The organism is Cohnella cellulosilytica (assembly GCF_042431195.1).
Taxonomy (GTDB): Bacteria; Bacillota; Bacilli; order Paenibacillales; family Paenibacillaceae; genus Cohnella; species Cohnella cellulosilytica.
Genome location: NZ_JBHMDN010000055.1, coordinates 299,215 through 319,334, shown reverse-complemented (window position 1 = coordinate 319,334; position 20,120 = coordinate 299,215). Strand labels below are relative to the sequence as shown.

20 protein-coding genes are annotated in these 20,120 nt (G+C 58.8%); 7 read left to right on the top strand and 13 right to left on the bottom strand.

The window, feature by feature from the left end:
• Positions 1-19: 19 nt before the first annotated feature.
• The 4 genes from fba to ACFFT4_RS29505 are packed head-to-tail and all read right to left on the bottom strand — an operon-like array spanning position 20 to position 3,749.
• Positions 20-874 (bottom strand): class II fructose-1,6-bisphosphate aldolase, encoded by an 855-nt coding sequence (gene fba, locus ACFFT4_RS29520; RefSeq protein ID WP_378052715.1) that lies wholly within the window; start codon positions 872-874, stop codon positions 20-22.
• Positions 875-903: 29 nt separating this feature from the next.
• A complete protein-coding gene (locus ACFFT4_RS29515; RefSeq protein WP_378052714.1) occupies positions 904-1,872 on the bottom strand; it encodes an ROK family protein in 969 nt (322 codons plus the stop codon).
• 6 nt (positions 1,873-1,878) lie between these two features.
• Positions 1,879-2,679 carry a DeoR/GlpR family DNA-binding transcription regulator gene (locus ACFFT4_RS29510; protein ID WP_378052713.1) on the bottom strand — a complete coding sequence of 267 codons (801 nt, stop codon included), beginning with the start codon at positions 2,677-2,679 and terminating at the stop codon, positions 1,879-1,881.
• A gap of 20 nt (positions 2,680-2,699) precedes the next feature.
• A complete protein-coding gene (locus ACFFT4_RS29505; RefSeq protein WP_378052712.1) occupies positions 2,700-3,749 on the bottom strand; it encodes an SIS domain-containing protein in 1,050 nt (349 codons plus the stop codon).
• A 253-nt stretch (positions 3,750-4,002) separates the two neighbouring features.
• Between ACFFT4_RS29505 and ACFFT4_RS29500 the strand changes: the two genes are divergently transcribed.
• The gene (locus tag ACFFT4_RS29500; protein WP_378052711.1) at positions 4,003-5,016 is read left to right on the top strand and encodes an HD-GYP domain-containing protein; all 1,014 of its coding nucleotides are present in this window, start codon (positions 4,003-4,005) and stop codon (positions 5,014-5,016) included.
• A 178-nt stretch (positions 5,017-5,194) separates the two neighbouring features.
• On the opposite strand, the gene ACFFT4_RS29495 is transcribed toward ACFFT4_RS29500, so the two are convergent.
• Both ACFFT4_RS29495 and ACFFT4_RS29490 read right to left on the bottom strand, forming a co-directional pair.
• Positions 5,195-6,136 (bottom strand): C40 family peptidase, encoded by a 942-nt coding sequence (locus ACFFT4_RS29495; RefSeq protein WP_378052710.1) that lies wholly within the window; start codon positions 6,134-6,136, stop codon positions 5,195-5,197.
• Positions 6,137-6,296: 160 nt separating this feature from the next.
• On the bottom strand, positions 6,297-6,527 hold the full coding sequence (locus ACFFT4_RS29490; protein WP_378052709.1) for an alpha/beta-type small acid-soluble spore protein: 231 nt from the start codon (positions 6,525-6,527) through the stop codon (positions 6,297-6,299).
• 254 nt (positions 6,528-6,781) lie between these two features.
• Between ACFFT4_RS29490 and ACFFT4_RS29485 the strand changes: the two genes are divergently transcribed.
• From ACFFT4_RS29485 to ACFFT4_RS29475, 3 genes are all read left to right on the top strand, one after another.
• Positions 6,782-7,636 carry an ATP-dependent DNA ligase gene (locus tag ACFFT4_RS29485; protein ID WP_378052708.1) on the top strand — a complete coding sequence of 285 codons (855 nt, stop codon included), beginning with the start codon at positions 6,782-6,784 and terminating at the stop codon, positions 7,634-7,636.
• Between the two features lie 371 nt (positions 7,637-8,007).
• Positions 8,008-8,202 carry a type II toxin-antitoxin system HicA family toxin gene (locus ACFFT4_RS29480; protein WP_378052707.1) on the top strand — a complete coding sequence of 65 codons (195 nt, stop codon included), beginning with the start codon at positions 8,008-8,010 and terminating at the stop codon, positions 8,200-8,202.
• 111 nt (positions 8,203-8,313) lie between these two features.
• The gene (locus tag ACFFT4_RS29475) at positions 8,314-8,703 is read left to right on the top strand and encodes a type II toxin-antitoxin system HicB family antitoxin (RefSeq protein ID WP_378052706.1); all 390 of its coding nucleotides are present in this window, start codon (positions 8,314-8,316) and stop codon (positions 8,701-8,703) included.
• 229 nt (positions 8,704-8,932) lie between these two features.
• On the opposite strand, the gene sufB is transcribed toward ACFFT4_RS29475, so the two are convergent.
• The 7 genes from sufB to ACFFT4_RS29440 form a co-directional block, all read right to left on the bottom strand.
• Complete coding sequence (sufB, locus tag ACFFT4_RS29470; protein WP_378052705.1) at positions 8,933-10,330, bottom strand: Fe-S cluster assembly protein SufB; 1,398 nt, start codon at positions 10,328-10,330, stop codon at positions 8,933-8,935.
• A gap of 19 nt (positions 10,331-10,349) precedes the next feature.
• A complete protein-coding gene (gene sufU, locus ACFFT4_RS29465) occupies positions 10,350-10,799 on the bottom strand; it encodes a Fe-S cluster assembly sulfur transfer protein SufU (protein ID WP_094047804.1) in 450 nt (149 codons plus the stop codon).
• Entirely contained in the window at positions 10,783-12,015 is a 1,233-nt protein-coding gene (locus tag ACFFT4_RS29460; RefSeq protein WP_378052831.1) for a cysteine desulfurase, read from the bottom strand. Before ACFFT4_RS29460 ends, sufU begins: the two co-directional genes overlap by 17 nt.
• A 2-nt stretch (positions 12,016-12,017) precedes the next feature.
• Positions 12,018-13,322, bottom strand: coding sequence for a Fe-S cluster assembly protein SufD (gene sufD, locus ACFFT4_RS29455; protein ID WP_378052704.1), 1,305 nt, complete (start codon positions 13,320-13,322; stop codon positions 12,018-12,020).
• A 13-nt stretch (positions 13,323-13,335) separates the two neighbouring features.
• The gene (gene sufC / locus ACFFT4_RS29450; RefSeq protein ID WP_378052703.1) at positions 13,336-14,115 is read right to left on the bottom strand and encodes a Fe-S cluster assembly ATPase SufC; all 780 of its coding nucleotides are present in this window, start codon (positions 14,113-14,115) and stop codon (positions 13,336-13,338) included.
• Positions 14,116-14,285: 170 nt separating this feature from the next.
• A complete protein-coding gene (locus ACFFT4_RS29445; RefSeq protein WP_378052702.1) occupies positions 14,286-14,852 on the bottom strand; it encodes a DUF1802 family protein in 567 nt (188 codons plus the stop codon).
• Between the two features lie 117 nt (positions 14,853-14,969).
• Positions 14,970-16,364, bottom strand: coding sequence for a hypothetical protein (locus ACFFT4_RS29440; protein ID WP_378052701.1), 1,395 nt, complete (start codon positions 16,362-16,364; stop codon positions 14,970-14,972).
• Positions 16,365-16,646: 282 nt separating this feature from the next.
• Between ACFFT4_RS29440 and ACFFT4_RS29435 the strand changes: the two genes are divergently transcribed.
• The 3 genes from ACFFT4_RS29435 (at position 16,647) to mtnA (ending at position 20,118) form a co-directional block, all read left to right on the top strand.
• On the top strand, positions 16,647-17,672 hold the full coding sequence (locus ACFFT4_RS29435) for a LacI family DNA-binding transcriptional regulator (RefSeq protein WP_378052700.1): 1,026 nt from the start codon (positions 16,647-16,649) through the stop codon (positions 17,670-17,672).
• 116 nt (positions 17,673-17,788) lie between these two features.
• Positions 17,789-18,997, top strand: coding sequence for an S-methyl-5-thioribose kinase (mtnK, locus tag ACFFT4_RS29430; RefSeq protein ID WP_378052699.1), 1,209 nt, complete (start codon positions 17,789-17,791; stop codon positions 18,995-18,997).
• Positions 18,998-19,047: 50 nt separating this feature from the next.
• Positions 19,048-20,118 carry an S-methyl-5-thioribose-1-phosphate isomerase gene (gene mtnA, locus ACFFT4_RS29425; RefSeq protein ID WP_378052698.1) on the top strand — a complete coding sequence of 357 codons (1,071 nt, stop codon included), beginning with the start codon at positions 19,048-19,050 and terminating at the stop codon, positions 20,116-20,118.
• Positions 20,119-20,120 lie beyond the last annotated feature (2 nt).

Genomic DNA, 20,120 nt, shown 5'->3' with positions numbered 1-20,120 from the left:
CGTCATGCCTCCGCTTCGCTTACGCTTTCCCGATCGATCCGCACAGGCGCATCTTCTCGATGGCCGCCGCCTTCAGCGCCTGCTTCGCGGGCACCATATATTTGCGCGGATCGTTCTCGTCCGGATTTTTCGCGAACACTTCCTTGATCGCGTCGGAGAATACGATGCGCAGCTCCGTGGCGACGTTCATTTTGGACATGCCGAGGGACACCGCCCGCTTCACCTGATCCTCGGGGATACCCGAGCCGCCGTGCAGGACGAGAGGAACGGACACCTTCGCGGCGATGCGCCCGATTCGATCGAAGTCGATGTTCGGATCTCCCTTGTAGATGCCGTGTGCCGTCCCGATCGCCGGAGCGAGCGTATTTACGCCCGTCAGCTCGACGAACTTGACGCATTCGTCCGGATCGGCCAGCAGCGCGTCGCGCTCGTCGACGACGATGTCGTCCTCGACTCCGCCGACCCGGCCCAGCTCCGCCTCGACGTTGACGCCTACGGCGGAAGCCGCCTCGACGACCTTGCGGGTTTGCTCGACGTTCTTGTCGAACGGATCGTGGGACGCGTCGATCATGACCGACGTATAACCCGCCCGGATGCACTGCATGATGGTGCCGAAGTCGGAGCAGTGGTCCAGATGAAGCGCGATCGGAACGGAGCTGCGGTTGGCCGCGACCGTGGCCGCCGCCGCGATGTAGTCCGGTCCGAGATGCTTGACCGTTCCGACGGTCGATTGAATGATGAGCGGGGATCTCGTCTCCTCCGCCGCCTCCACGACCGCCTGAAGCATTTCCAGCGTGTGAACGTTAAACGCCCCGACGCAATATCCGCCTTCCCTTGCCGCTTGCAGCAGCGGCGTCGACGATACAAGTGCCATGATGGATTCCTCCGGTTTCGTTAAATCTATTAAACGATAAGTCCGCTCCGATACGCGGCGTACAGCGAGCTTCCGATAATGCCCGCGTCGTCGTTATGCTCCGCAGTCACGACCTTCAGCCCGTCGCGGAAGTCCGGCAGCAGCAGCCGGTACAGCTCCTTGCGCAGCGGCCCGAGCAGACGCTCGCCCGCCAAGGCGCCGCCTCCGCCGACCACGATCACGTCCGGGCTGAGCATCATCGCCGCGGCGGCAAGCGCCCGGCCGTTCAGTTCGCCGGCGCGCACGATAATTTCCGCCGCCAGCTCGTCGCCGTCATCCATCGCCGCGGACAAATCCGCGGCGGAGAGACGGTCCAGCGCCTCGCCCGCAAACCGCTCGGCCAGCAGGCCGGTCCGTCCTTCTCGCAGCGCCTTCTTCGCCTGCCGAACCATGCCCGAAGCCGAAGCGACCGTCTCCAGACAGCCGGTAAGGCCGCAGGCGCACAATTCGTCGACGCCGTCCATGCGGACGTGGCCGATCTCCCCCGCCATCGCGTTATGTCCGTAATACAGCTCGCCGCCGTTCACCAACGCCGCGGCGATGCCCGTGCCGATCGTAATGCCAAGCACATGGCCGTAGCCCCGGCCTGCCCCCGCGATCGCCTCGCCGTAAATATACATCCGAACGTCGTTGTCGATAAACACGGGCAGCCCGATCCGCTCCGAGAGCAGCTTCGCGGCCGGAATGTCGCGCCAGCCCAAATTGCCGGCGAACTTCGATACCCCCTTCAGGGGATCGACCAATCCGGGAATCCCGACCCCAACGCTTGTCGCCCGGCCGTCCGCCTCAAGCTCCTCGCCGATCTGCCCGACCATATCCGCGATCCGCCCGAGCACGGCTTCGTGCCCGGCGCTCGCCTCCGTCGGCCGTTTGAGCTTGCGCAGAACCCGTCCGGTCCCGTCCGTCGCTCCGCATACGATATTCGTTCCGCCTACGTCCACGCCGATCGTTACGTTCATGGCCGACTATCCCTCTTTCCGCGAATCCGTCTCATCTTCCGCCGCATAGACTTTGACGCCCGCCAGCGCCGCTCCGTCCGCCGAATCCGCCGCCGGCCTCTTGTCCGTGATGCAGGCGTGAAGCTCGCTTAAGCCGGCGACATGGAACAGCGAGGCTTTGCCGACCTTCGTATGATCGAATACGGCAATCGTCAGCTTGGCTCTCTGCATCAGCAGGTTGGCGATATTCGCCTCCAGCTCGGAATACGTACTGACTCCCTGCTCCGTGACACCGTCGACGCCCATGAACATCTTGTGGATGTTCAGCGCCTTCACCGTCTGCTCGGCCAGCGGTCCGCACAGCTCGAAGCTGCGATTGCGCAGCACGCCGCCGGTCAGCACGATCTGCAGCTCCTCGCAATCGGCCAGCTCCATCGCGATGTTGACGGCATTGGTGACGACGGTAATATTCCGCCTCTTTTTCAGCGCCTTGGCGATGAGGAACGTCGTCGTTCCCCCGGTCAAACCGACCACGTCACCCTCTTCGACCAACGAGGCGGCCAGGCCGGCGATCGCTTCCTTCTCCCGGAACAGCTCATGCTGCTTCTCGCGGAAAGGCACCTCGCGGATCAGGCCGCCGCCCGCATACTTGGCCCCGCCGCCCATCGTCCGAATGACCTGGCCCGCTTTCTCGAGATCGTCGAGATCGCGCCGGGCCGTCGCCTCCGAGCAATCGAATTTGTCGGTCATCTCCTGCAAAGTAACGCTGCCGTACCTTTCGAGATAAGCCAGCACCTGCTCCTGCCTCTCGGATTTGTTGCGTGCCATCGCCCGGCTCCTTTGCTGGATCAAATCTTCACGACTTGCGTCAAATTTCTCGGATGATCGGGATCTACGCCCCGCTTCATCGCCGTATAGAAGCCGAGATATTGGAGCACCGGCAAGTACATCACCGCTCGCGCCTCGTCGCCCAGCGAACCGCCGCCAATCTCGAACACCGCGTCGGCAAAGCCGGTGTCGTCGCCTTTGGCCGTCGTCACGAGAAGCACAAACGCGCCGTAGGCTTTCATTTCTTCCGCTACCTTCAGTTCATAGGAACGAGCTTGCTCGGAGAGCAGCAGACAGACGAGCGTACCCGGCTCGACGACCGATTTCGGCCCATGGCGGAATTCCAGCGTGCCGTAGCTCTCCGTCCAGACGTAGGACATCTCCTTCAGCTTCAGGCACACCTCCTGCGCCAGCCCGAAATACGCCCCCATGCCCAGATAAATATATTTGTTGAAATTATTGGATTCTACCAAGTTTTCCGCAAAAGCGCGCCCGCGTGCGACAACGTCTCCCTGCAGCCCAGGCACCGCCGCCAGCTCCGCAGACGAAGCGCCGCCCGCGACAAGCGCGATCGCGGCCTGCATCATATAAGTCATGCTGCTGAACGATTTGGTCATGACCGTGCTCTGCTCCTTGCCCAGAGGCGATACCAGACACTCCGTCATCCGGCCGAGACGGCTGTCCTCGTAACACGTAATTCCGCACGTCGACCAGTTCGGCAAATCCTTCACCGCTTCCAGCGCCAAAATCACTTCGGACGATTCTCCCGAACGCGACACGCCGACCAGCAGCGCTTGACGGCTGCGGGCAACCGATTGGTCGCGGAACAGGAAGATATCGGAGGAAGGCAGCGCGGTTGCGCTCCGTCCGAGCCACAGCCTGTAGGTGGAGGCCATCACTTGGGCCTGATAATAGGAGGAGCCCGATCCGATAAAGACGACCTCGTCGTATTTCTCGTTGCCGATGTGCGCTTGCGCCCATTGCTCCTGCTTTTTCAGCTGCTCCCAGGCCGCCTTCAAAGCTTCCGCCTGACCGCCGATCTCGGGAAGCGTTAATTTACCCCTCGTCACGTTAGACCACTCCTCACGAATTTTCGCTTTACAATGCCATTATATTTCATTCAATATGAAAATTTCAATCATAATTATGATTTATTTTTTCAATGTGCGATTTCCAATATTTCTCTCAACTACTTATTGCAAGAAAACGCTTTAATTGATAGCATAGAAAATAAAGAAGCTTGCGAAATTTCTCGATTATTCGAGGTTCCTGTCGAGGTGCGAGATGCGAGTACATATTACGGATGTGCGGTCAGGAGATCGATTGTCGGAGGACGTCTTTAATGCGTACGGCTTGCATGTCCTCTCCAAAGGTACGCCGCTGAACGAAAAGGAAATCTCAAGAATTTTCCAACATCAGATCGATTACATCAACATTGAACGTCGTGCCGGCACGGCCGCGGAAGAGCCCCGGTCCAGAGATCCCTTTTCCGCCTACAACCCGCTGCTCCGGCCCCTCTATTACGATGCGGTTGCCGGCGCCGAACAGCTTTTCGAGAAAGCGCTTGTAGAGGGCCGAATATACGAGGACGACGTCAAGGAGAGCTTTCAGCCGCTGGTCGAGAATTTCCGGGCGGAGCGCGACGTCGTCTCGCTGCTGCTCATGCTGAACAGCCAGGACGACTATACGTACCAGCATTCCGTTCAGGTCGGCATGCTCAGCTACTACATTGCGCGCTGGCTTGGCTGGAGCGAGGAAGAGACGGTGCGGGCGGGCAAGGCCGGCTTCCTGCACGACGTCGGCAAATGCAGAATCGCCGAAGTGATTTTGAACAAGCCCGCCAGACTGGACGACGAGGAATACAAGGAAATTCAGAATCATCCCCAATACGGATACGAGATTCTGAGCCGCTCGTTTGACGACAAAGGCGTCGCGCTCGCCGCGCTGCAGCACCACGAACGCGTCGACGGCACCGGTTATCCGCAAGGACTGACCGGCGACCAGATGCATCCGATGGCCAAGATCGTCGCCGTCGCCGACGTCTACAGCGCGATGATCTCTTCGCGGGTGTACAGCGAGAAGAAGGACTTGCTGTTCGTGCTGCGGGAGCTTTACGAGCTCAGCTTTAAGGAGCTCGACCCGGACGTCACGCATACCTTCATCCGGCATATGATTCCGAATTTTATCGGCAAACGCGTCGAGCTGTCGAACGGCGAGTTCGGAACGATCGTCATGTCCAATCCGACCGATTTTTTCCGCCCGCTCGTGCACGTCGGAGAACAATTTATCGATTTGTCCGTCGTCAGGGATTTGTCTATCCTGCACGTGAATATGTAACGAAGAGGCCGTTCTCTAAGCGCTTCAAGCTGCCGCAAAAGAAAATCGACGAACAAGGTGCAAAGGGGATGTGTCATCTTCCGCTGCTATACGCTCCTGAAATGGGATTGATTAACCCGTGACCGGGTGATTTCGGGAGCGTATGAGGCAGTCTCCGGAAGACACATCCCCTTTCTTGTCAAATATAACGTTTGGCGTACAGATAAGTATCCTTCCAATACGCTTTGTCGATCGGCGTAATCTGCACGCCGTCGTCGGGCGCGGGACTTGCGTGAATCATATTGCCGTTCCCCATATAGATCCCCACATGGCCCACCGTTTCGTTGCTTTTGAAGCGGCCCGGCACGTAGAAAAACAGCAAATCCCCGGCCTTCAGCTCGTCCCTGGACACGAACTTGCCCAGCTCGGCCTGCGCTCTGGCTTCTCTCGGCAGATCGACTCCGAAGCGGTCGAATACATATTGCGTAAACGAGGAGCAGTCGAAGGCTTTGCTTTGCGCATAAGATCCGGTGCCGAACACGTAAGGAACCCCCAGATATTGCTTCGCAAAAGCCAGCAAAGCGGACGACGACTTGCCTTCGTTCGCCGCCGCTTTCATCCTCGATTGCAAAGACGGACGCTCCGCGAAATCGGCGCTCTGTCCGTCAGCGCCCGTGTCGTGCGGAGTCGGCTTCGGGAAAAAAGCCACCTCGTTGTCTTGAATATGGAATAGCGTTACGTCCCCGATCAGCTTTTGGAGGGCGGTAACCGGCACGAACAGCTCATTGCCTTCCTCCAAAGCCGGCGCAGGCATCCTTAACGAGCGGCCTGCTTCCGATACCGCGCTTTCTCCTTTGCGGAACACCCATGTCGGATCGTTATCGCCCATGCCATAGGTTCCGTCTGGCAGCCGCTTTGTCTTGTAACCCGTCGCTTGACCGATCGCCCCGAGCGAGACGTATGCCGCATTCTGCAGCTGCCGCACAGGCACGACATGCCGTCCCTCCTCCAACGATGCGGGGGACTGGCCGCTCTGTATTTTCACCGGCGCCTGGTCGCTTCTCAGCTTCATCGGGCTTGTTGCACAACCGGCTGTCAGCAGCAGCGCTAGCCATACCATTGATTTGTAGCCGAGCTTCATTTTTTTCGAGCCGCCTTCCATTCAGAAGTTCATTCTTCCATAGGATGACGTTGCGCTCTTCCGATTATGCTCGATAGCGCAGGCCAAATAATCGAAACGATCGGGATGAGGACAAAAAAAGAAACGACCCCGCCGGTGGGCGGAGTCGCAAGGGTCGGTCTTAGAAACGTCCGGCTTGGCTGGCTTGGCCGGCAAGCTGCTGTTCGGCAATTTGCACCAAGCGACGAGTGATGTTACCGCCGATGCGGCCGGTATCCTTCGTCAGCATGTCCCCGTGATAGCCATCGCGGGAAAATTGGATGCCGAGCTCTTGTGCGACCTCGTATTTCATCTGGTCCAGAGCGGCGCGGGCTTGCGGAGTTACGAGCTGGTTGCTGTTATTGTTCGCCATTTTTTCTCACCTCCATCATTTACCACGTATTATGCTTCGCGCGCGCAAAAATTATGCATGAAAGGAAGGTTAAGTTTCTCGTGCCAACAATCGCCTAGTGGCAAATCTATACGAATCGTATATCATAAAATATAGATAAGGCGGCAACTCTTCCGGTTCCGGCTTTTCTTCATAACCTTTTTTTACTCCTTGGAGTCGCTGCAAGTGACTCCTTTTTTTGTTTTGAATTCTGGTGACGAAGGAGTCCCGCCGTTATGTTTATTCCTCCCATGCTGCCGGTAGAGCACCCGCATCCGTTCGACGACGAACGCTACATATTCGAACCGCTGATCGACGGTCATCGTTTGATTCTGGCGATGGAAAAGGGCGTCGTCAGACTGTTCACCCGGCATGGCCGCGACATCACCGATCAGTACCCCGAGCTTCATCCCGTGCCCGTCCTCGACAATTCCGATATCGTGCTGGACGGCGAAGCGTGCTGCATCGATCCCGTGACCGGGAAAATCGACCGCGACGCGGCGCTGGATCGCTGCAAGCTGACGAAACCGTTAAGCATCCGGGAAGCTTCCGTGCGCAATCCGGCGCACTACATCGTTTTCGATATTTTGCGCTATCGGGGCCGGGACGTTCGTTCTCTGGCTCTAAGCGAGCGAAAAAAACTGCTTGGCGAAGTGCTGGAGGCCAACCGCTCTATTTCCCCGGCCGTAGGGGTGGAGTATTCGGGAGTGGCCTTGTTCGAAGCGCTGAGAAGCAACGGACTGGGAGGCGTCGTCGCCAAGCGAAAAACAAGCGAGTACGTCGGGGGTGCCAAAGATCCGAGCTGGCTCATCGTGCCCGACTACGATTATACGGTCGTGCAGATCGCGGGTTATCGCAAACACCGGTTCGGCTGGCTCGTCAAGCATCGCGATCGGATCGCCGGAGTGCTCGAGCACGGTATCCCTTCCGCGCATCAAAACGCGTTCCTTGGCGTAAGCCGCAAGCTTGCGACGCACGAGGACCGCGATTTCGTCTACGTCGATCCGGCCATTCACGCCCGCGTGCGCCACCGCAAATGGACCCGCGACGGCCTGCTCCGCAAACCTGAGTTTGTGGATTTTGTAGTATAGGGTAGGTGTTTATTGTAGAAGGATGAGCTGGTAACACGAAACAGGCCGCTGAATTCGTGTCTTTCCGCATTATTATGACGGAAGAGAAAAAGATGGGATTATACAGACCTTAACATGAATGCCGAATTAGGCATTGAAACCTGCCTGCATCACGATATGGATAAGCGGACAATACATAACCGACAAGGTCACAAGCTGCCAAAATTATAAAAGAAAATTAATCAGTTACTTGCAGGCCCCGGGACTGTCCAGCTAAGCCACAGCCAAAGTTTTGGATCGAGCCTTAGTTTCGAATCTCGGAAGGTAACAATCATTACAACCCATTGAAGCACGTGTCAATACGTGCTATTATATCGTCAAGGGGTGATGGAATGAGGAGCTATTCTTCTCGGGAAGTCATCAAGATGTTGAAAGACGCCGGATGGTACTGGGTCAAGACGGTCGGAGACCACTGGCAATTCAAGCACCCAGTCATAAAAGCAAAAGTAACAGTGGTTCATCCGGTCAAAGATGTCGCGGTACATATCTTGAAGGACATCGAGAAGAAATCGGGGCTGAAATTCTAGCCCCCGAACTTTCCTCAAGTGTCGCGCTCCAGGCGAGCGCCTGGACCGAACCGGCAGCAACCATAAAACACGTCGCATCCCTTTGCGGTTGCGTGGAAAGGACGAAGATTAATGAAAAAGGAATATTGCTTCCCTGCTGTATTGGATTTCACTGGTAAGCACATCGAGATTACGTTCCCCGATCTGGACGAAGCGCTATCACAGGCAGACACGGTTGAACAAGCCTTCCAACGCGCCTCAGACGTGCTGCGCCTGACGCTGGAAAGCCGAATAGACGATAACGAGCCTATTCCCACGCCGACGCCACTGCCGCGGATTGAATTAGATAATGGCCAGCGTACAATTCTTGTCGTCTGTTCGCTAAACGAGAAAATCAAATACGACAAAAAGACGCTAACCCTGCCTCATGACTTGAATGTGGCAGCCGAAGCAGCCGGCATTAATTTCTCGCAGATTCTGCAGCGAGCGCTACGCGAGGAATTGGAGCAGCGTCCAGTATAGACATGACGATAAGCCCACAAGGGAAATATCCTCCGTGGGCTTATTCTGCGTCAACTGAATGGCTTATCATATGTGATTCGTTTGAGGGTCATTGGGACTAACCTCTCATGCGCTGCGGCATAGTCCATGCTGTCCATGCACTGAAGCTGGCGCAAAACAATACGTGCCCGAGCGCCTTGAACACAGGAGTGTCAAGATCGCTGCGGGCACGTATTGTTTTCGTGTAAACTTAACCGATACTGCCTTCCATTTCAAACTTGATCAACCGATTCATCTCAACCGCATATTCCATCGGAAGCTCTTTGGTGAACGGCTCGATGAAGCCCATGACGATCATCTGCGTCGCGTCGGCTTCGGACAGGCCGCGGCTCATCAGGTAGAAGAGCTGGTCCTCGGATACCTTCGAGACGGTCGCTTCGTGCTCGAGCGTGATGTTGTCGTTCATGATTTCGTTGTACGGAATCGTGTCGCTCGTCGACTCGTTGTCAAGGATAAGCGTATCGCACTTGATGTTCGCCTTTGCGCCTTCGGCGTTGCGTCCGAAGGAAGCGAGACCGCGATACGTGACCTTGCCGCCGTGCTTGGAGATCGACTTGGAGACGATCGTCGAGCTCGTGTCCGGAGCGAGGTGGATCATTTTCGCGCCTGCGTCCTGGTGCTGGCCTTTGCCCGCCACCGCGATCGAGAGCACCATGCCCTTCGCGCCGCGGCCTTTCAGGATAACCGCCGGATATTTCATCGTCAGCTTGGAGCCGATGTTGCCGTCGACCCATTCCATCGTCGCGTTCTCTTCGGCGACCGCGCGCTTGGTGACGAGGTTGTAGATGTTCGGCGCCCAGTTCTGGATCGTCGTGTAGCGAACGCGGGCGTCCTTCTTGGCGATAATCTCGACGACCGCGCTGTGCAGCGAGTTCGTGCTGTAGACCGGAGCCGTACAGCCTTCGACGTAATGCACGGAGCTGCCTTCGTCGGCGATGATCAGCGTGCGTTCGAATTGGCCCATGTTCTCCGAGTTGATCCGGAAGTACGCTTGCAGAGGAACGGTGCACTGCACGCCCTTAGGCACGTAGATAAAGCTGCCTCCGGACCATACCGCGCTGTTCAGCGCCGCGAACTTGTTGTCCGCAGGCGGGATAACCGTACCGAAGTATTCTTTGAATATTTCCGGATGCTCGCGCACCGCGGTGTCGGTATCCATGAAGATAACGCCCTGCTTCTCGAGATCCTCCTGCATGCTGTGGTAGACGACCTCGGATTCGTACTGCGCCGAGACGCCGGCCAGGAACTTCTGCTCCGCTTCCGGGATGCCCAGCTTGTCGAACGTCGCCTTGATCTCTTCCGGAACTTCCTCCCACGTCTTGCCCTGCTTCTCGGACGGCTTGACGTAATACTGGATGTCCTCGAAGTCCAGATCTTCCATGTTCCCGCCCCATGTCGGAATCGCCATTTTGCGGAACTGTTCCAGCGACTTCAGACGGAACTTCAGCATCCATTCCGGCTCGCCCTTCATCTCCGAAATCGTGCGTACGATCTCTTCGGTCAGCCCTTTGCCGGATTGGAATATCGCTTTATGCTCGTCGCGGAACCCGTATTTATACTCTTCCATTTCGGGCATTTGCTTCGCCATTGCCGATCAGCCTCCTCGTTTATTGTTCGATGCCTTCATGTTTGCCGCTGCCGTGCTCCACGCCTTTGCGCAGGGCGTTCCATGCCAGCGTCGCGCATTTGATTCTGGCCGGGAATTTGTTAACGCCGGACAGCGCCTCGACGTCTTCGTAGTCTTCGAATTGAACGTCCTCGCCCTTCATCAGCGCGGAAAATTTATCCGCGAGCGCCAGCGCCTCTTCGCTCGTCTTGCCCATGACCGCTTCGGTCATCATCGAAGCCGACGACATGCTGATCGAGCAGCCTTCGCCCGTAAACTTCACGTTGCGGACGACGCCGTCTTCGAGCTGAAGCTGCAGGGAAATCCGATCGCCGCACGTCGGGTTGTTCAGGTTGACGGTTACGGAGCCGTCCTCCAGCTCTCCCCGATTGCGCGGCGTTTTATAGTGATCCATAATGACGCGGCGGTACAAATCATCCAATTGACTCATAACCGAAAAACTCCTTTGTCTTCACCAGAGACTCGGCCAGCCGGTCGATATCTTGTTCGGTATTGTACAGGTAGAAGCTGGCCCGGGCCGTCGCGCTGACGTTCAGCCATCTCATCAGCGGCTGGCAGCAGTGATGTCCGGCGCGCACCGCGATCCCTTCGGTGTCGAGCACCGTCGCGACATCGTGCGGATGCACGTCTCCAAGGTTAAAGGTGATGATGCCCGCCCGCTCTTCGGCCGACGGACCGTAGATCTTCACTCCGTCGATCGACGACAGCCGATCCATCGCGTAACGAACGAGCTTGTGCTCGTGCGCCTCGATATTCGGCAGGCCGACCTGCTCCAGGAAGTCGATCGCCGCGCCGAGCCCGACGGCCCCCGCGATGATCGGCGTGCCGCCTTCGAACTTCCACGGCAGCTCCTTCCAGGTCGAATCGTGCAGCTCGACGAAATCGATCATCTCGCCGCCGAATTCGATCGGCTCCATTCTTTCGAGCAGCTGAGCCTTTCCGTATAATGCCCCGATTCCGGTCGGAGCGCACATCTTATGCCCGGAAAAAGCATAGAAGTCGACGTCGAGCGCCTGCACGTCAACCTTCATGTGCGGCGTGCTCTGCGCTCCGTCGACAACGAGAATCGCGCCCTTGCGGTGCGCGATTTTCGCGATCTCGGCGATTGGGTTGATCGTTCCGAGCACGTTGGACACGTAAGTGATCGCGACGATTTTCGTCCGTTCCGTCACCGTCGTTTCCACGTCTTCCAACGCGACCGTGCCGTTCGGCTGCAGCGGAATATATTTCAGCGTCGCTCCCGTCGCCTTGGCGGCCTGCTGCCAAGGGATCAGGTTGCTGTGATGCTCCATCGGCGTAATGACGATCTCGTCGCCTTCGCGCAGCGTCTGGCGAGCGTACCCGGAGGCGACCAGATTCAGCGCCGTCGTTGTGCCGCGGGTAAAAATAATTTGCCGCGATGCCGGGGCGTTCAGGAACCGGGCGACCTTCTCCCGGGCTCCCTCGTACGCGTCCGTCGCGCGCGACCCGAGCGTATGCACGCCGCGGTGCACGTTGGCGTTATCCCATTCGTAATAACGTTTGACCGCCTCGATGACCGAGCGGGGCTTCTGCGTCGTCGCCCCATTATCCAGGTATACGAGCGGATGTCCGTTAATATCCTGATGAAGGATCGGAAATTCCGACTTCAATGCGATCGGGTCCATCATTAGCCCAGCTTTCTTTCAAGGATGCGATGAAGTTGCTCCCGCAGCCCTTCCAGCGGAATCTCGGATACGACCGGGTCGAGGAAGCCGTGAATGATCAGCCTCTCCGCCTCGGTGCGGGTAATTCCGCGGGACATGAGATAGTAGATTTGTTCGGCGTTCACTTGGCCTACGCTCGCCGCGTGTCCGGCCTGAACGTCGTCCTCGTCGATCAGCAGGATCGGATTGGCGTCGCCGCGAGCTTTCGGGCTCAGCATAAGCACTCTTTCCGTCTGCTGGCCGTTCGCCTTCGTGGCGCCGTGCTCGATCTTCGTAATGCCGTTGATGATCGCCGTCGCTTCTTCCTTCATAACGGCGCGGGTAATCATGTCGCTCTCGCTCGAGCGGCCGAAGTGAACGGCCTGCGTCGTGAGGCTCATCCGCTGGCTGCCCTTTCCGACGGAAATGATCTTGGAATCGGACGTCGAGCCGTTGCCTTTAAGCAGCGATTTCGTATCCGTCACGGCATTGCCGTTATGCAAGTCGCCGACGATCCACTCGATGCGGGCGTCGTTGTCCAGCACCGAACGGCGATAGGCGATATCGACCGCGCTCGCGTCCATATGGTGGACGGCCGCGTACTGCACGAACGAGCCGGCTTTCGCGAAGACCTCCACCGCGCTGTTGTGCAGCAGCGCGGCCGTCGTCTCCCCGAGCGAGGAGGCGACTTGCTCCACGAACGTCACGCGGCTGTGCGTATCCGCGATCACGAGAACGTGGGGCATAAACGTGGCCGCAGCGTCGTCCGCGAACAGAAGCGCCTGAATCGGCTCTTCGATCGTCACGTCGCGCGGAACGTACAGGAATACGCCGCCGTTCCAGAGCGCCGCGTGCACGGCGGAAAGCTTGTGCTCGTCCGCGGCGTACGCCGTCATAAAATGCTTGCGGAACAACTCCTCGTGACTGCGGGCGGCGTCTTCCAGACTCGTCAGAACGACGCCTTTCGCTTTCAGCTCGTCGGAGAGCTCCGTATAGATAACGGAGGAGTTATGCTGAACGATCAGCGCTCCGCTGCGATTTTCCGGCAGCAATGCGGCGATTGGCGCAGGCAGATCCGCTGCGGAAGCCGCCGCCTGGCCGGGACGGTTCGAGCCGTAATGGTCCAGCGTCCAGCGCGTCAGGGGAAGCTTCTCCGGCTTCGGCAGAGCGAGCTCGGTCGCGAGCTGTCCGGCTTCTTCGCGCAGGGCGACAAGCCAAGCCGGCTCGTTCTTGCTGCGCGCGATCGCGGCAGCCGCTTCCCGGCCGAAGGAAGTAATCGGTGTACTCATCGATGCAGCCTCCTTAAGCTTGGCCGACGGTCTCGTCGACGATGCCCAATTCTTCTTTTACCCAATCGTAGCCGTCCGCTTCCAGACGCTGAGCCAGCTCCGGACCGCCGGATTTGACGATGCGTCCTTGCATCATGACGTGCACGAAATCGGGGTTGATATAGTTCAGCAAACGCTGATAGTGAGTAATGATCAGAAAGCTGCGGTCTTCGGACCGCATCGCGTTCACGCCTGCGGCTACGATACGGAGCGCGTCGATGTCGAGACCGGAGTCGATTTCATCAAGAATGACCAGCTTCGGCTCGAGCAGCATCATCTGCAAAATCTCGTTGCGTTTCTTCTCGCCGCCGGAGAAGCCTTCGTTCAGATAGCGGTGCATGAACTCCGGATTCATCTCCAACTCTTTCATCTTCGCTTCCATCTGGCGGACGAATCGGATCAGGGAAATCTCGTTGCCTTCCTCGCGGCGGGCGTTGATGGCGCTGCGCAGGAAGTCGGCGTTGGTGACGCCGGTAATCTCGCTCGGATACTGCATCGCGAGGAACATGCCCGCGCGAGCGCGCTCGTCCACGCCCATCTCCAGCACGTCTTCGCCGTTCAGCGAGACGGAGCCTTCGGTAACCTCGTATTTCGGATGACCCATCAGCGCGGATGCAAGCGTACTTTTACCCGTACCGTTCGGTCCCATGATCGCGTGCACTTCGCCGCCCTTGATCTTCAGATCGATTCCTTTCAAAATCTCTTTGCCCTCTATGGACGACTTCAGACCTTGAATTTCGAATTGAATAGACATTCCCTAACCTCCAAGTTCGATGAGGATTCATTCGTTTGGAATAAATCCTTCTTTATAATTATTTTAATTTCATTCTCAGTGATTCTCAATAACAATTTTATGAAAGATACGTCAAAAAAGCAAACCGTTCTTCGTCCCGGCCAGGAGGAAGCGACGGTTTGCCCGGTATATCAACGATGTACGCGATTTCTTATCTCCTCAAAATGCCGTCGGAATTGCTCGTCGTCCAGCACGGGGGAGATGGAGGATTCGCGCACATCTTGCAATTCGATCCAGGATTTACAGCCGGAGTAGCCGTCGCGCATCGGAATCGTTTGCGGTTCGTCCAACCGATATACGCGCAGAACGAGCACGTGCAGCGGCTTCGTTTTTTTCCAGCGCAGCCTCTCCTCCGCGTAATCCTCCGTCCAAATATGCAAGCCCTCCAGCCGCTTCAAGGTATCCGCGTCCGTCACTTCGAAATCCTCGACGACCTCCGCGAACGACGTCACGCGGACGCTGCCGGGAGTCTCCGCCGCTTCCGCCTGCGTCTGCGCCACGCCCCCGGCGGCCTCCGAAACGACCAGATGCGGACGCTGATGCTCGAACGACGGAAACAGATAAAATCTCGGACTTTCCAGCCTGAACTCCTTCGTCTCCTCGGCGATGCCGCCCTTGCGCAGCACGATCGTCTGCCTGCCTTCCTCCAGCGCCTTGACGGCAACGGCCCATTCTCTAAGCGCGATCTTAGTTTCCATGCGTTGCTTCCCTCTCCTCTGTGCCCTAACGCTTTCTTCATTATAACATAGCGGGCTTAGAGGAGGCCGATCCAGCTTGTCGGGGGAAAAGGGGGCGGCGGCAGCCGTCGGACCGGATTACACAAGGAAAATCGCCACGACCGTCGTAGCCGCCAGTCCGATCAGCACCGGCTTCAGGTTGCGCCGGGCCAGTTCGAACGGGCTGACGCCGCAGATCGCCGCTGCCGGGATCAGCGCCCAGGGGATCAAGGTCCCGCCGCCGACCCAGATGGCCGCCACCTGGCCGAGGGCGGTCAACGTCGCCGCTCCGCTCCCGAGGGCAACGGAGAACATGTGCGCGACCGAGCCGACGAGCGAGATGCCCGAGAAGCCCGAGCCGTCGAGGCCGGTAATCGCGCCGGCGACCGTCAGCGTCGCCGAGGCGACCGCCCCGTTCATCGGCACCGAATTGGCGAGCGCGACGCCGAGATCGTTCACGATGCCGTGAGAGCCGAGCAGCGCGCCGTCGCCGAACAGCTCCCGGAACGCCGAATCGCCGAGATAGAAAAACGCCGCGATCGGAATGACCGGCCCGAACACCCGGAATCCGAATTGAAAGCCTTCTATTAAATAAGAGGTCGTCTCTTCCAAGCCTTTGTTGCGGTGCGCCAGCATCGTCGTGACGATCAGGATGACGACCGCCGTGCCGCCGACCAGAGCCGTCGCGTCGCCGCCCTGCAGGTTAAAGGCGAACATCGCCGCGACGTCGATCGCGAACAGAATCGGGATCGCGGCGGCCAGCGCGCGCTTCACCGAGGCGGGCAGATTCACCGCCGCTTTCGCTCCCGTCTCCTCCCGGCCGGCGGCGACCAGGCCGTCGTTCCACTTCCCGCTTCGCATGTCCCTTCGCATCATCCAGAACGCGGTCGCGGTCGTTACGAGCCCCATTACGATGACGAGCGGAACGCTGGCCGCCATCACCTCGGACACCGGCAGGCCCGCCGCGTCCGCCGTCAGCTTCGGCGCTCCCTGGATGATATAGTCGCCGGACAGCGCGATGCCGTGCCCGAACAGGTTCATCGCGATGGCCGCTCCGAGCGCGGGAAGCCCGACGCGCAGCGCCACCGGCAGCAGCACGGCCCCGATCAGGGCGACGCCGGGAGACGGCCAGAAGAACAGCGAGGTGAGCAGCATAATGACGCCGATGCCCCAGAACGCCAACGTCGGCGTCCGCAGGAAGCCCGTAAGCGGTTTAATCATCGTCTCGTTCACGCCGGTAATGATCAGCACGCGGCTCATCGCCACGATGATCGAGATGATGAAGATCGTGCTCAGCAATTCTTTCGTGGCGTAGATAAAGCTGTTGAAAATGCCCGATACCGAGCCGCCCAGACTTCCGGTCGCGATCAGGCCAAGCGTGAAAATGCCAGCGACGCAGATCAGCGTCGTATCTCTGCGCTTCACGAGCAAAGCGAGAATAAAAGCGATGAACGCCACGTACACCCAGTGAATCGCCGATAGTTGAATGTCCACCCGCACCACTCTCCAGTCCTTCGTGTGAGTGCTTCATTGTATGTGGCCGGATGGATAGGCGTTCGCGCAAACGGAAATAGCCCGAGGACCGGCTCGACGGCCGATCGCGGGCTTTCCTGCTGCGCAAGGAAACGCCGCGAATTGCATCCTTGTGCAATTTATGGCACAATTTTGGCGTCGGTGTGCAAATCATTTGCACGAATCCGCCGGACGATCCCGCGCGCGCTTCGCCGCGTCGGATCTCCTGAAACTTTCAAAACGCCGCAAAGGAAGGCCATTGCCATGACCGTCACGATCAAAGACGTAGCCAAGGAGGCCGGCGTATCGCCGTCCACCGTATCCAGAGTCATCTCCGGGCATCCCCGGATCAGCGCGGAGACGAGCCGCCGAGTCAAAAGAATTATGGAGGAGCTCGGCTACCATCCGAATCTGATGGCGAAAAGCCTCGTCTCCAGAACGACCCGCACGGTCGCGGTCATCTTCCCCAAGCCGGCCGAGGAGCTGCTTTTGAACTTCTTTTTCTACGAGCTGATCAGAGGCGTTCTCGCCCAATTGACCCGGGCCGGCTACGATCTGCTGATGGCCGGAGGCAGCAACGAACAGGAGGAGCTGGACACCGTCGCCCGATTGGTCAAGGGCGGCCGCATCGACGGGCTCATCCTGCTCTACTCCCGTTCCTCCGATCCGATCATCCAATTCCTGCGCAAGGAGAAAATACCGTTCGCGCTGATCGGCAGAAGTCTCGATTACGAGGACGTGCCGTCCGTGGATAACGATAACGTGCAAGCCGCCTACGACGCGACGAAGCATTTGATCGCCCAGGGCCAGAAACGGATCGGCTTCGTCAGCGGTCCCGCGAGACTGGCGATGAGCCAGGACCGCCTGAGCGGCTACAAGAAGGCGTTGGAGGAGGCCGCTCTTCCGTTCCGGCCCGGTTGGATCGTCGAAGGGGAATTTCTGATCGAGAGCGGCTACCGCGCCATGGCTTCGATCATGTCCCAGCCCGAGCCTCCGACCGCCCTCGTCGTCATCGACGACGTCGTCGCTTTCGGCGTGCTCAAGGGCTTAAGCGAGCTGGGCTGCCGCGTTCCGCAGGACGTCGCGATCGTCAGCTTCAACAACATCGCTCTGGCGGAGCTTACGATTCCTCCGCTCAGCTCCGTGGACGTCGGAACCTACCAGCTCGGCTATACCGCTTCCCAGATGGTGCTCAATCTCATGAAGGAGATCGAGATCACGACCCGGCAGATCATTCCGCATCGGCTTGTCGTGCGCGAATCGTCCCTGCGGCCGGAAATGCCCGTCTGAACGGGCCCGCGCTTCGGTACTTTAAACCCCGAATAAAGTGATTTATACTAACATACAGACCATTTTACGATAAAGGCAACCGAACCCGTCGGATAACTGTGTGGAGGAGAGCGTTAATGAGCCATTATCATCCCTTAACCGAACAAGAAGCGATCGAAGTTGCGCGCGGCATTGCCGGCGTATTCGGTCCCGAAGGCGAGCTCGGCTGCCGCGAGATCGGCGACGGCAATCTCAATCTCGTATTCCATGTCAGTCAAGCTTCAACGGGCGCCGGTCTGATTGTGAAGCAGGCGCTGCCGTACGCCAAAGTCGTCGGGGAATCCTGGCCGCTGTCGCTTGACCGCGCCCGCATCGAGAGCGAAGCGCTGGGCATCGAAGCTCGGCTGGCGCCGGGACTCGTCCCGAAAGTGTACCATTCCGACAACGAGCTCGCGCTTACGGTTATGGAGGACTTGAGCAGCCATGTCATTATGCGGCAGGGGCTGATCGACGGCGGCGTCTACCCGCTGTTCGCCGGGCACATCTCGGACTTCCTGGCCGGGACGCTGTTCTTCACCTCGGACCTGGGCATGAACCAGCAGGAGAAGAAAACGCTGACCCGCTCCTTCGTCAATCCGGATTTGTGCAAAATTACGGAAGACCTCATTTTCGACCATCCGTATACGAATGCCGATACGAACAGCTTCGACTCGCACCTTCGGCCGGACGCGGAGCGTCTGTGGGCCGACGGGGAGCTTCATTTGGAAGTGGCGCTGCTGAGAGAGAAGTTTCTGACCCATGCGCAGGCGCTGCTCCATGGGGACTTGCATACCGGCAGCATCTTCGTCACCGAACAATCGACCAAGGTGATCGACCCCGAGTTCGCCTACTTCGGGCCGATGGGCTTCGACATAGGCGCGATTATCGCGAACCTGCTGCTCCACTATGCGGCGCAGGAGCACTGGTCGGCGGACGCCGCGTCCCGCAAGGAGCGCAGACAATATTTGATCGGCACGATCCGCGACATCTGGAACGGCTTCGAGCGGAAATTCCGCGCGCTGTGGAACGAGCGGGGCGTCGACCGGATCGCGAAGACGGCCGGTTACCAGGACGATTATATGCGCCGGCTTCTGCAGGATACGGCCGGTTTCGCCGGAGCCAAAGCCGTTCGCCGCATTGTCGGCCTCGCGCACGTCGCCGACATCGACAAAATTCCGGACGCGTCCGCGCGCGCGAAGGCGCAGAGATTGGCGCTCGCGATCGGCACGGCGCTGATCAAGCGCAATCGCCGGATCTCGTCCGTCGAAGAAATCATCGAGATTGCCGATTCCGCTTCCCGGGAATAACGCGGGACGGCGCCGCAGCGGGCAACAGAATCGAGAGGAGCAATAGATTCATGAGCAACGAACCGCAACAAGAGACACACGAAGTGCTGCAATCCTTAATCTGGGAGAACGACGCGTTGTCGCTGCTCGATCAGCGTCTGCTTCCGGAAGAGACCGTCTATTTGCGCTTGACGACGCCCCAGGACGTCTGGGAAGCGATCCGCGAGCTGAAAGTAAGGGGAGCGCCGGCCATCGGCATCGCCGCCGCATACGGCGTCGTGCTCGGCGTACGGGGCCTGTCCGGCAGCGCGGCCGACTGGGCGGCGGAAGTCAGCCGCCATGCCGAGCATCTGGCGACTTCGCGGCCGACCGCCGTGAACCTGTTCTGGGCGCTGGACCGGATGAAGGCGAGAGCGCAGGAGCTCGCCTCGCTCGGCATTGCGCCGGCGGAGGCGATTGAGGCGCTGCTGGATGAAGCGAAGCGAATCCAGGCGGAAGACGAAGAGACGAATCGGCTGATCGGCGAGCACGCGCTGACGCTGTTCAAGGATGGAATGGGCGTGCTGACCCATTGCAACGCCGGAGGCTTGGCGACGGCGAAATACGGCACGGCGCTCGCCCCGTTTTACCTGGCTTTGGAACAGGGCATCAAGCTGAAGGTGTTCGCGGACGAGACTCGTCCCGTCCTGCAGGGCGCGCGCCTGACCGCGTTCGAGCTGCAGCGTGCGGGCGTGGACGTTACGCTGATCTGCGACAATATGGCCGGGCATGTCATGTCCAAGGGCTGGATCCAGGCGGTGATCGTCGGCACGGATCGCGTCGCCGCCAACGGAGACGTCGCCAACAAGATCGGCACGTACGGCGTAGCCGTGCTTGCCCGGGCGCACGGCATCCCGTTCTACGTCGCCAGCCCGCTCTCGACGATCGATCTGTCGACGCCTACGGGCGCCGGCATTCCCATTGAAGAGCGCCACCCCGACGAAGTGACGGCCGGCTTCGGCAAGCGCACCGCACCGCAAGGCGTAGCGGTGTACAACCCGGCTTTCGACGTGACTCCGGGGGAGCTGGTGACCGCGATTATTACGGAAAAGGGAATCGTGACCGCGCCTTACGAAGAGAACCTGCGCAAGCTGTTCGAGTAAGC

Bases quoted from the DNA above. Each gene is read 5' to 3' on its own strand.
- ACFFT4_RS29480 (WP_378052707.1), top strand. From the start codon at position 8,008: ATGAGGAGCTATTCTTCTCGGGAAGTCATCAAGATGTTGAAAGACGCC.
- ACFFT4_RS29515 (WP_378052714.1), bottom strand. From the start codon at position 1,872: ATGAACGTAACGATCGGCGTGGACGTAGGCGGAACGAATATCGTATGC.
- fba (WP_378052715.1), bottom strand. From the start codon at position 874: ATGGCACTTGTATCGTCGACGCCGCTGCTGCAAGCGGCAAGGGAAGGC.
- ACFFT4_RS29510 (WP_378052713.1), bottom strand. From the start codon at position 2,679: ATGGCACGCAACAAATCCGAGAGGCAGGAGCAGGTGCTGGCTTATCTC.
- sufB (WP_378052705.1), bottom strand. From the start codon at position 10,330: ATGGCGAAGCAAATGCCCGAAATGGAAGAGTATAAATACGGGTTCCGC.
- ACFFT4_RS29490 (WP_378052709.1), bottom strand. From the start codon at position 6,527: ATGGCGAACAATAACAGCAACCAGCTCGTAACTCCGCAAGCCCGCGCC.
- ACFFT4_RS29445 (WP_378052702.1), bottom strand. From the start codon at position 14,852: ATGGAAACTAAGATCGCGCTTAGAGAATGGGCCGTTGCCGTCAAGGCG.
- mtnK (WP_378052699.1), top strand. From the start codon at position 17,789: ATGAGCCATTATCATCCCTTAACCGAACAAGAAGCGATCGAAGTTGCG.
- ACFFT4_RS29475 (WP_378052706.1), top strand. From the start codon at position 8,314: ATGAAAAAGGAATATTGCTTCCCTGCTGTATTGGATTTCACTGGTAAG.
- sufD (WP_378052704.1), bottom strand. From the start codon at position 13,322: ATGAGTACACCGATTACTTCCTTCGGCCGGGAAGCGGCTGCCGCGATC.
- mtnA (WP_378052698.1), top strand. From the start codon at position 19,048: ATGAGCAACGAACCGCAACAAGAGACACACGAAGTGCTGCAATCCTTA.
- ACFFT4_RS29495 (WP_378052710.1), bottom strand. From the start codon at position 6,136: ATGAAGCTCGGCTACAAATCAATGGTATGGCTAGCGCTGCTGCTGACA.
- ACFFT4_RS29460 (WP_378052831.1), bottom strand. From the start codon at position 12,015: ATGGACCCGATCGCATTGAAGTCGGAATTTCCGATCCTTCATCAGGAT.
- sufU (WP_094047804.1), bottom strand. From the start codon at position 10,799: ATGAGTCAATTGGATGATTTGTACCGCCGCGTCATTATGGATCACTAT.
- ACFFT4_RS29485 (WP_378052708.1), top strand. From the start codon at position 6,782: ATGTTTATTCCTCCCATGCTGCCGGTAGAGCACCCGCATCCGTTCGAC.
- ACFFT4_RS29435 (WP_378052700.1), top strand. From the start codon at position 16,647: ATGACCGTCACGATCAAAGACGTAGCCAAGGAGGCCGGCGTATCGCCG.
- sufC (WP_378052703.1), bottom strand. From the start codon at position 14,115: ATGTCTATTCAATTCGAAATTCAAGGTCTGAAGTCGTCCATAGAGGGC.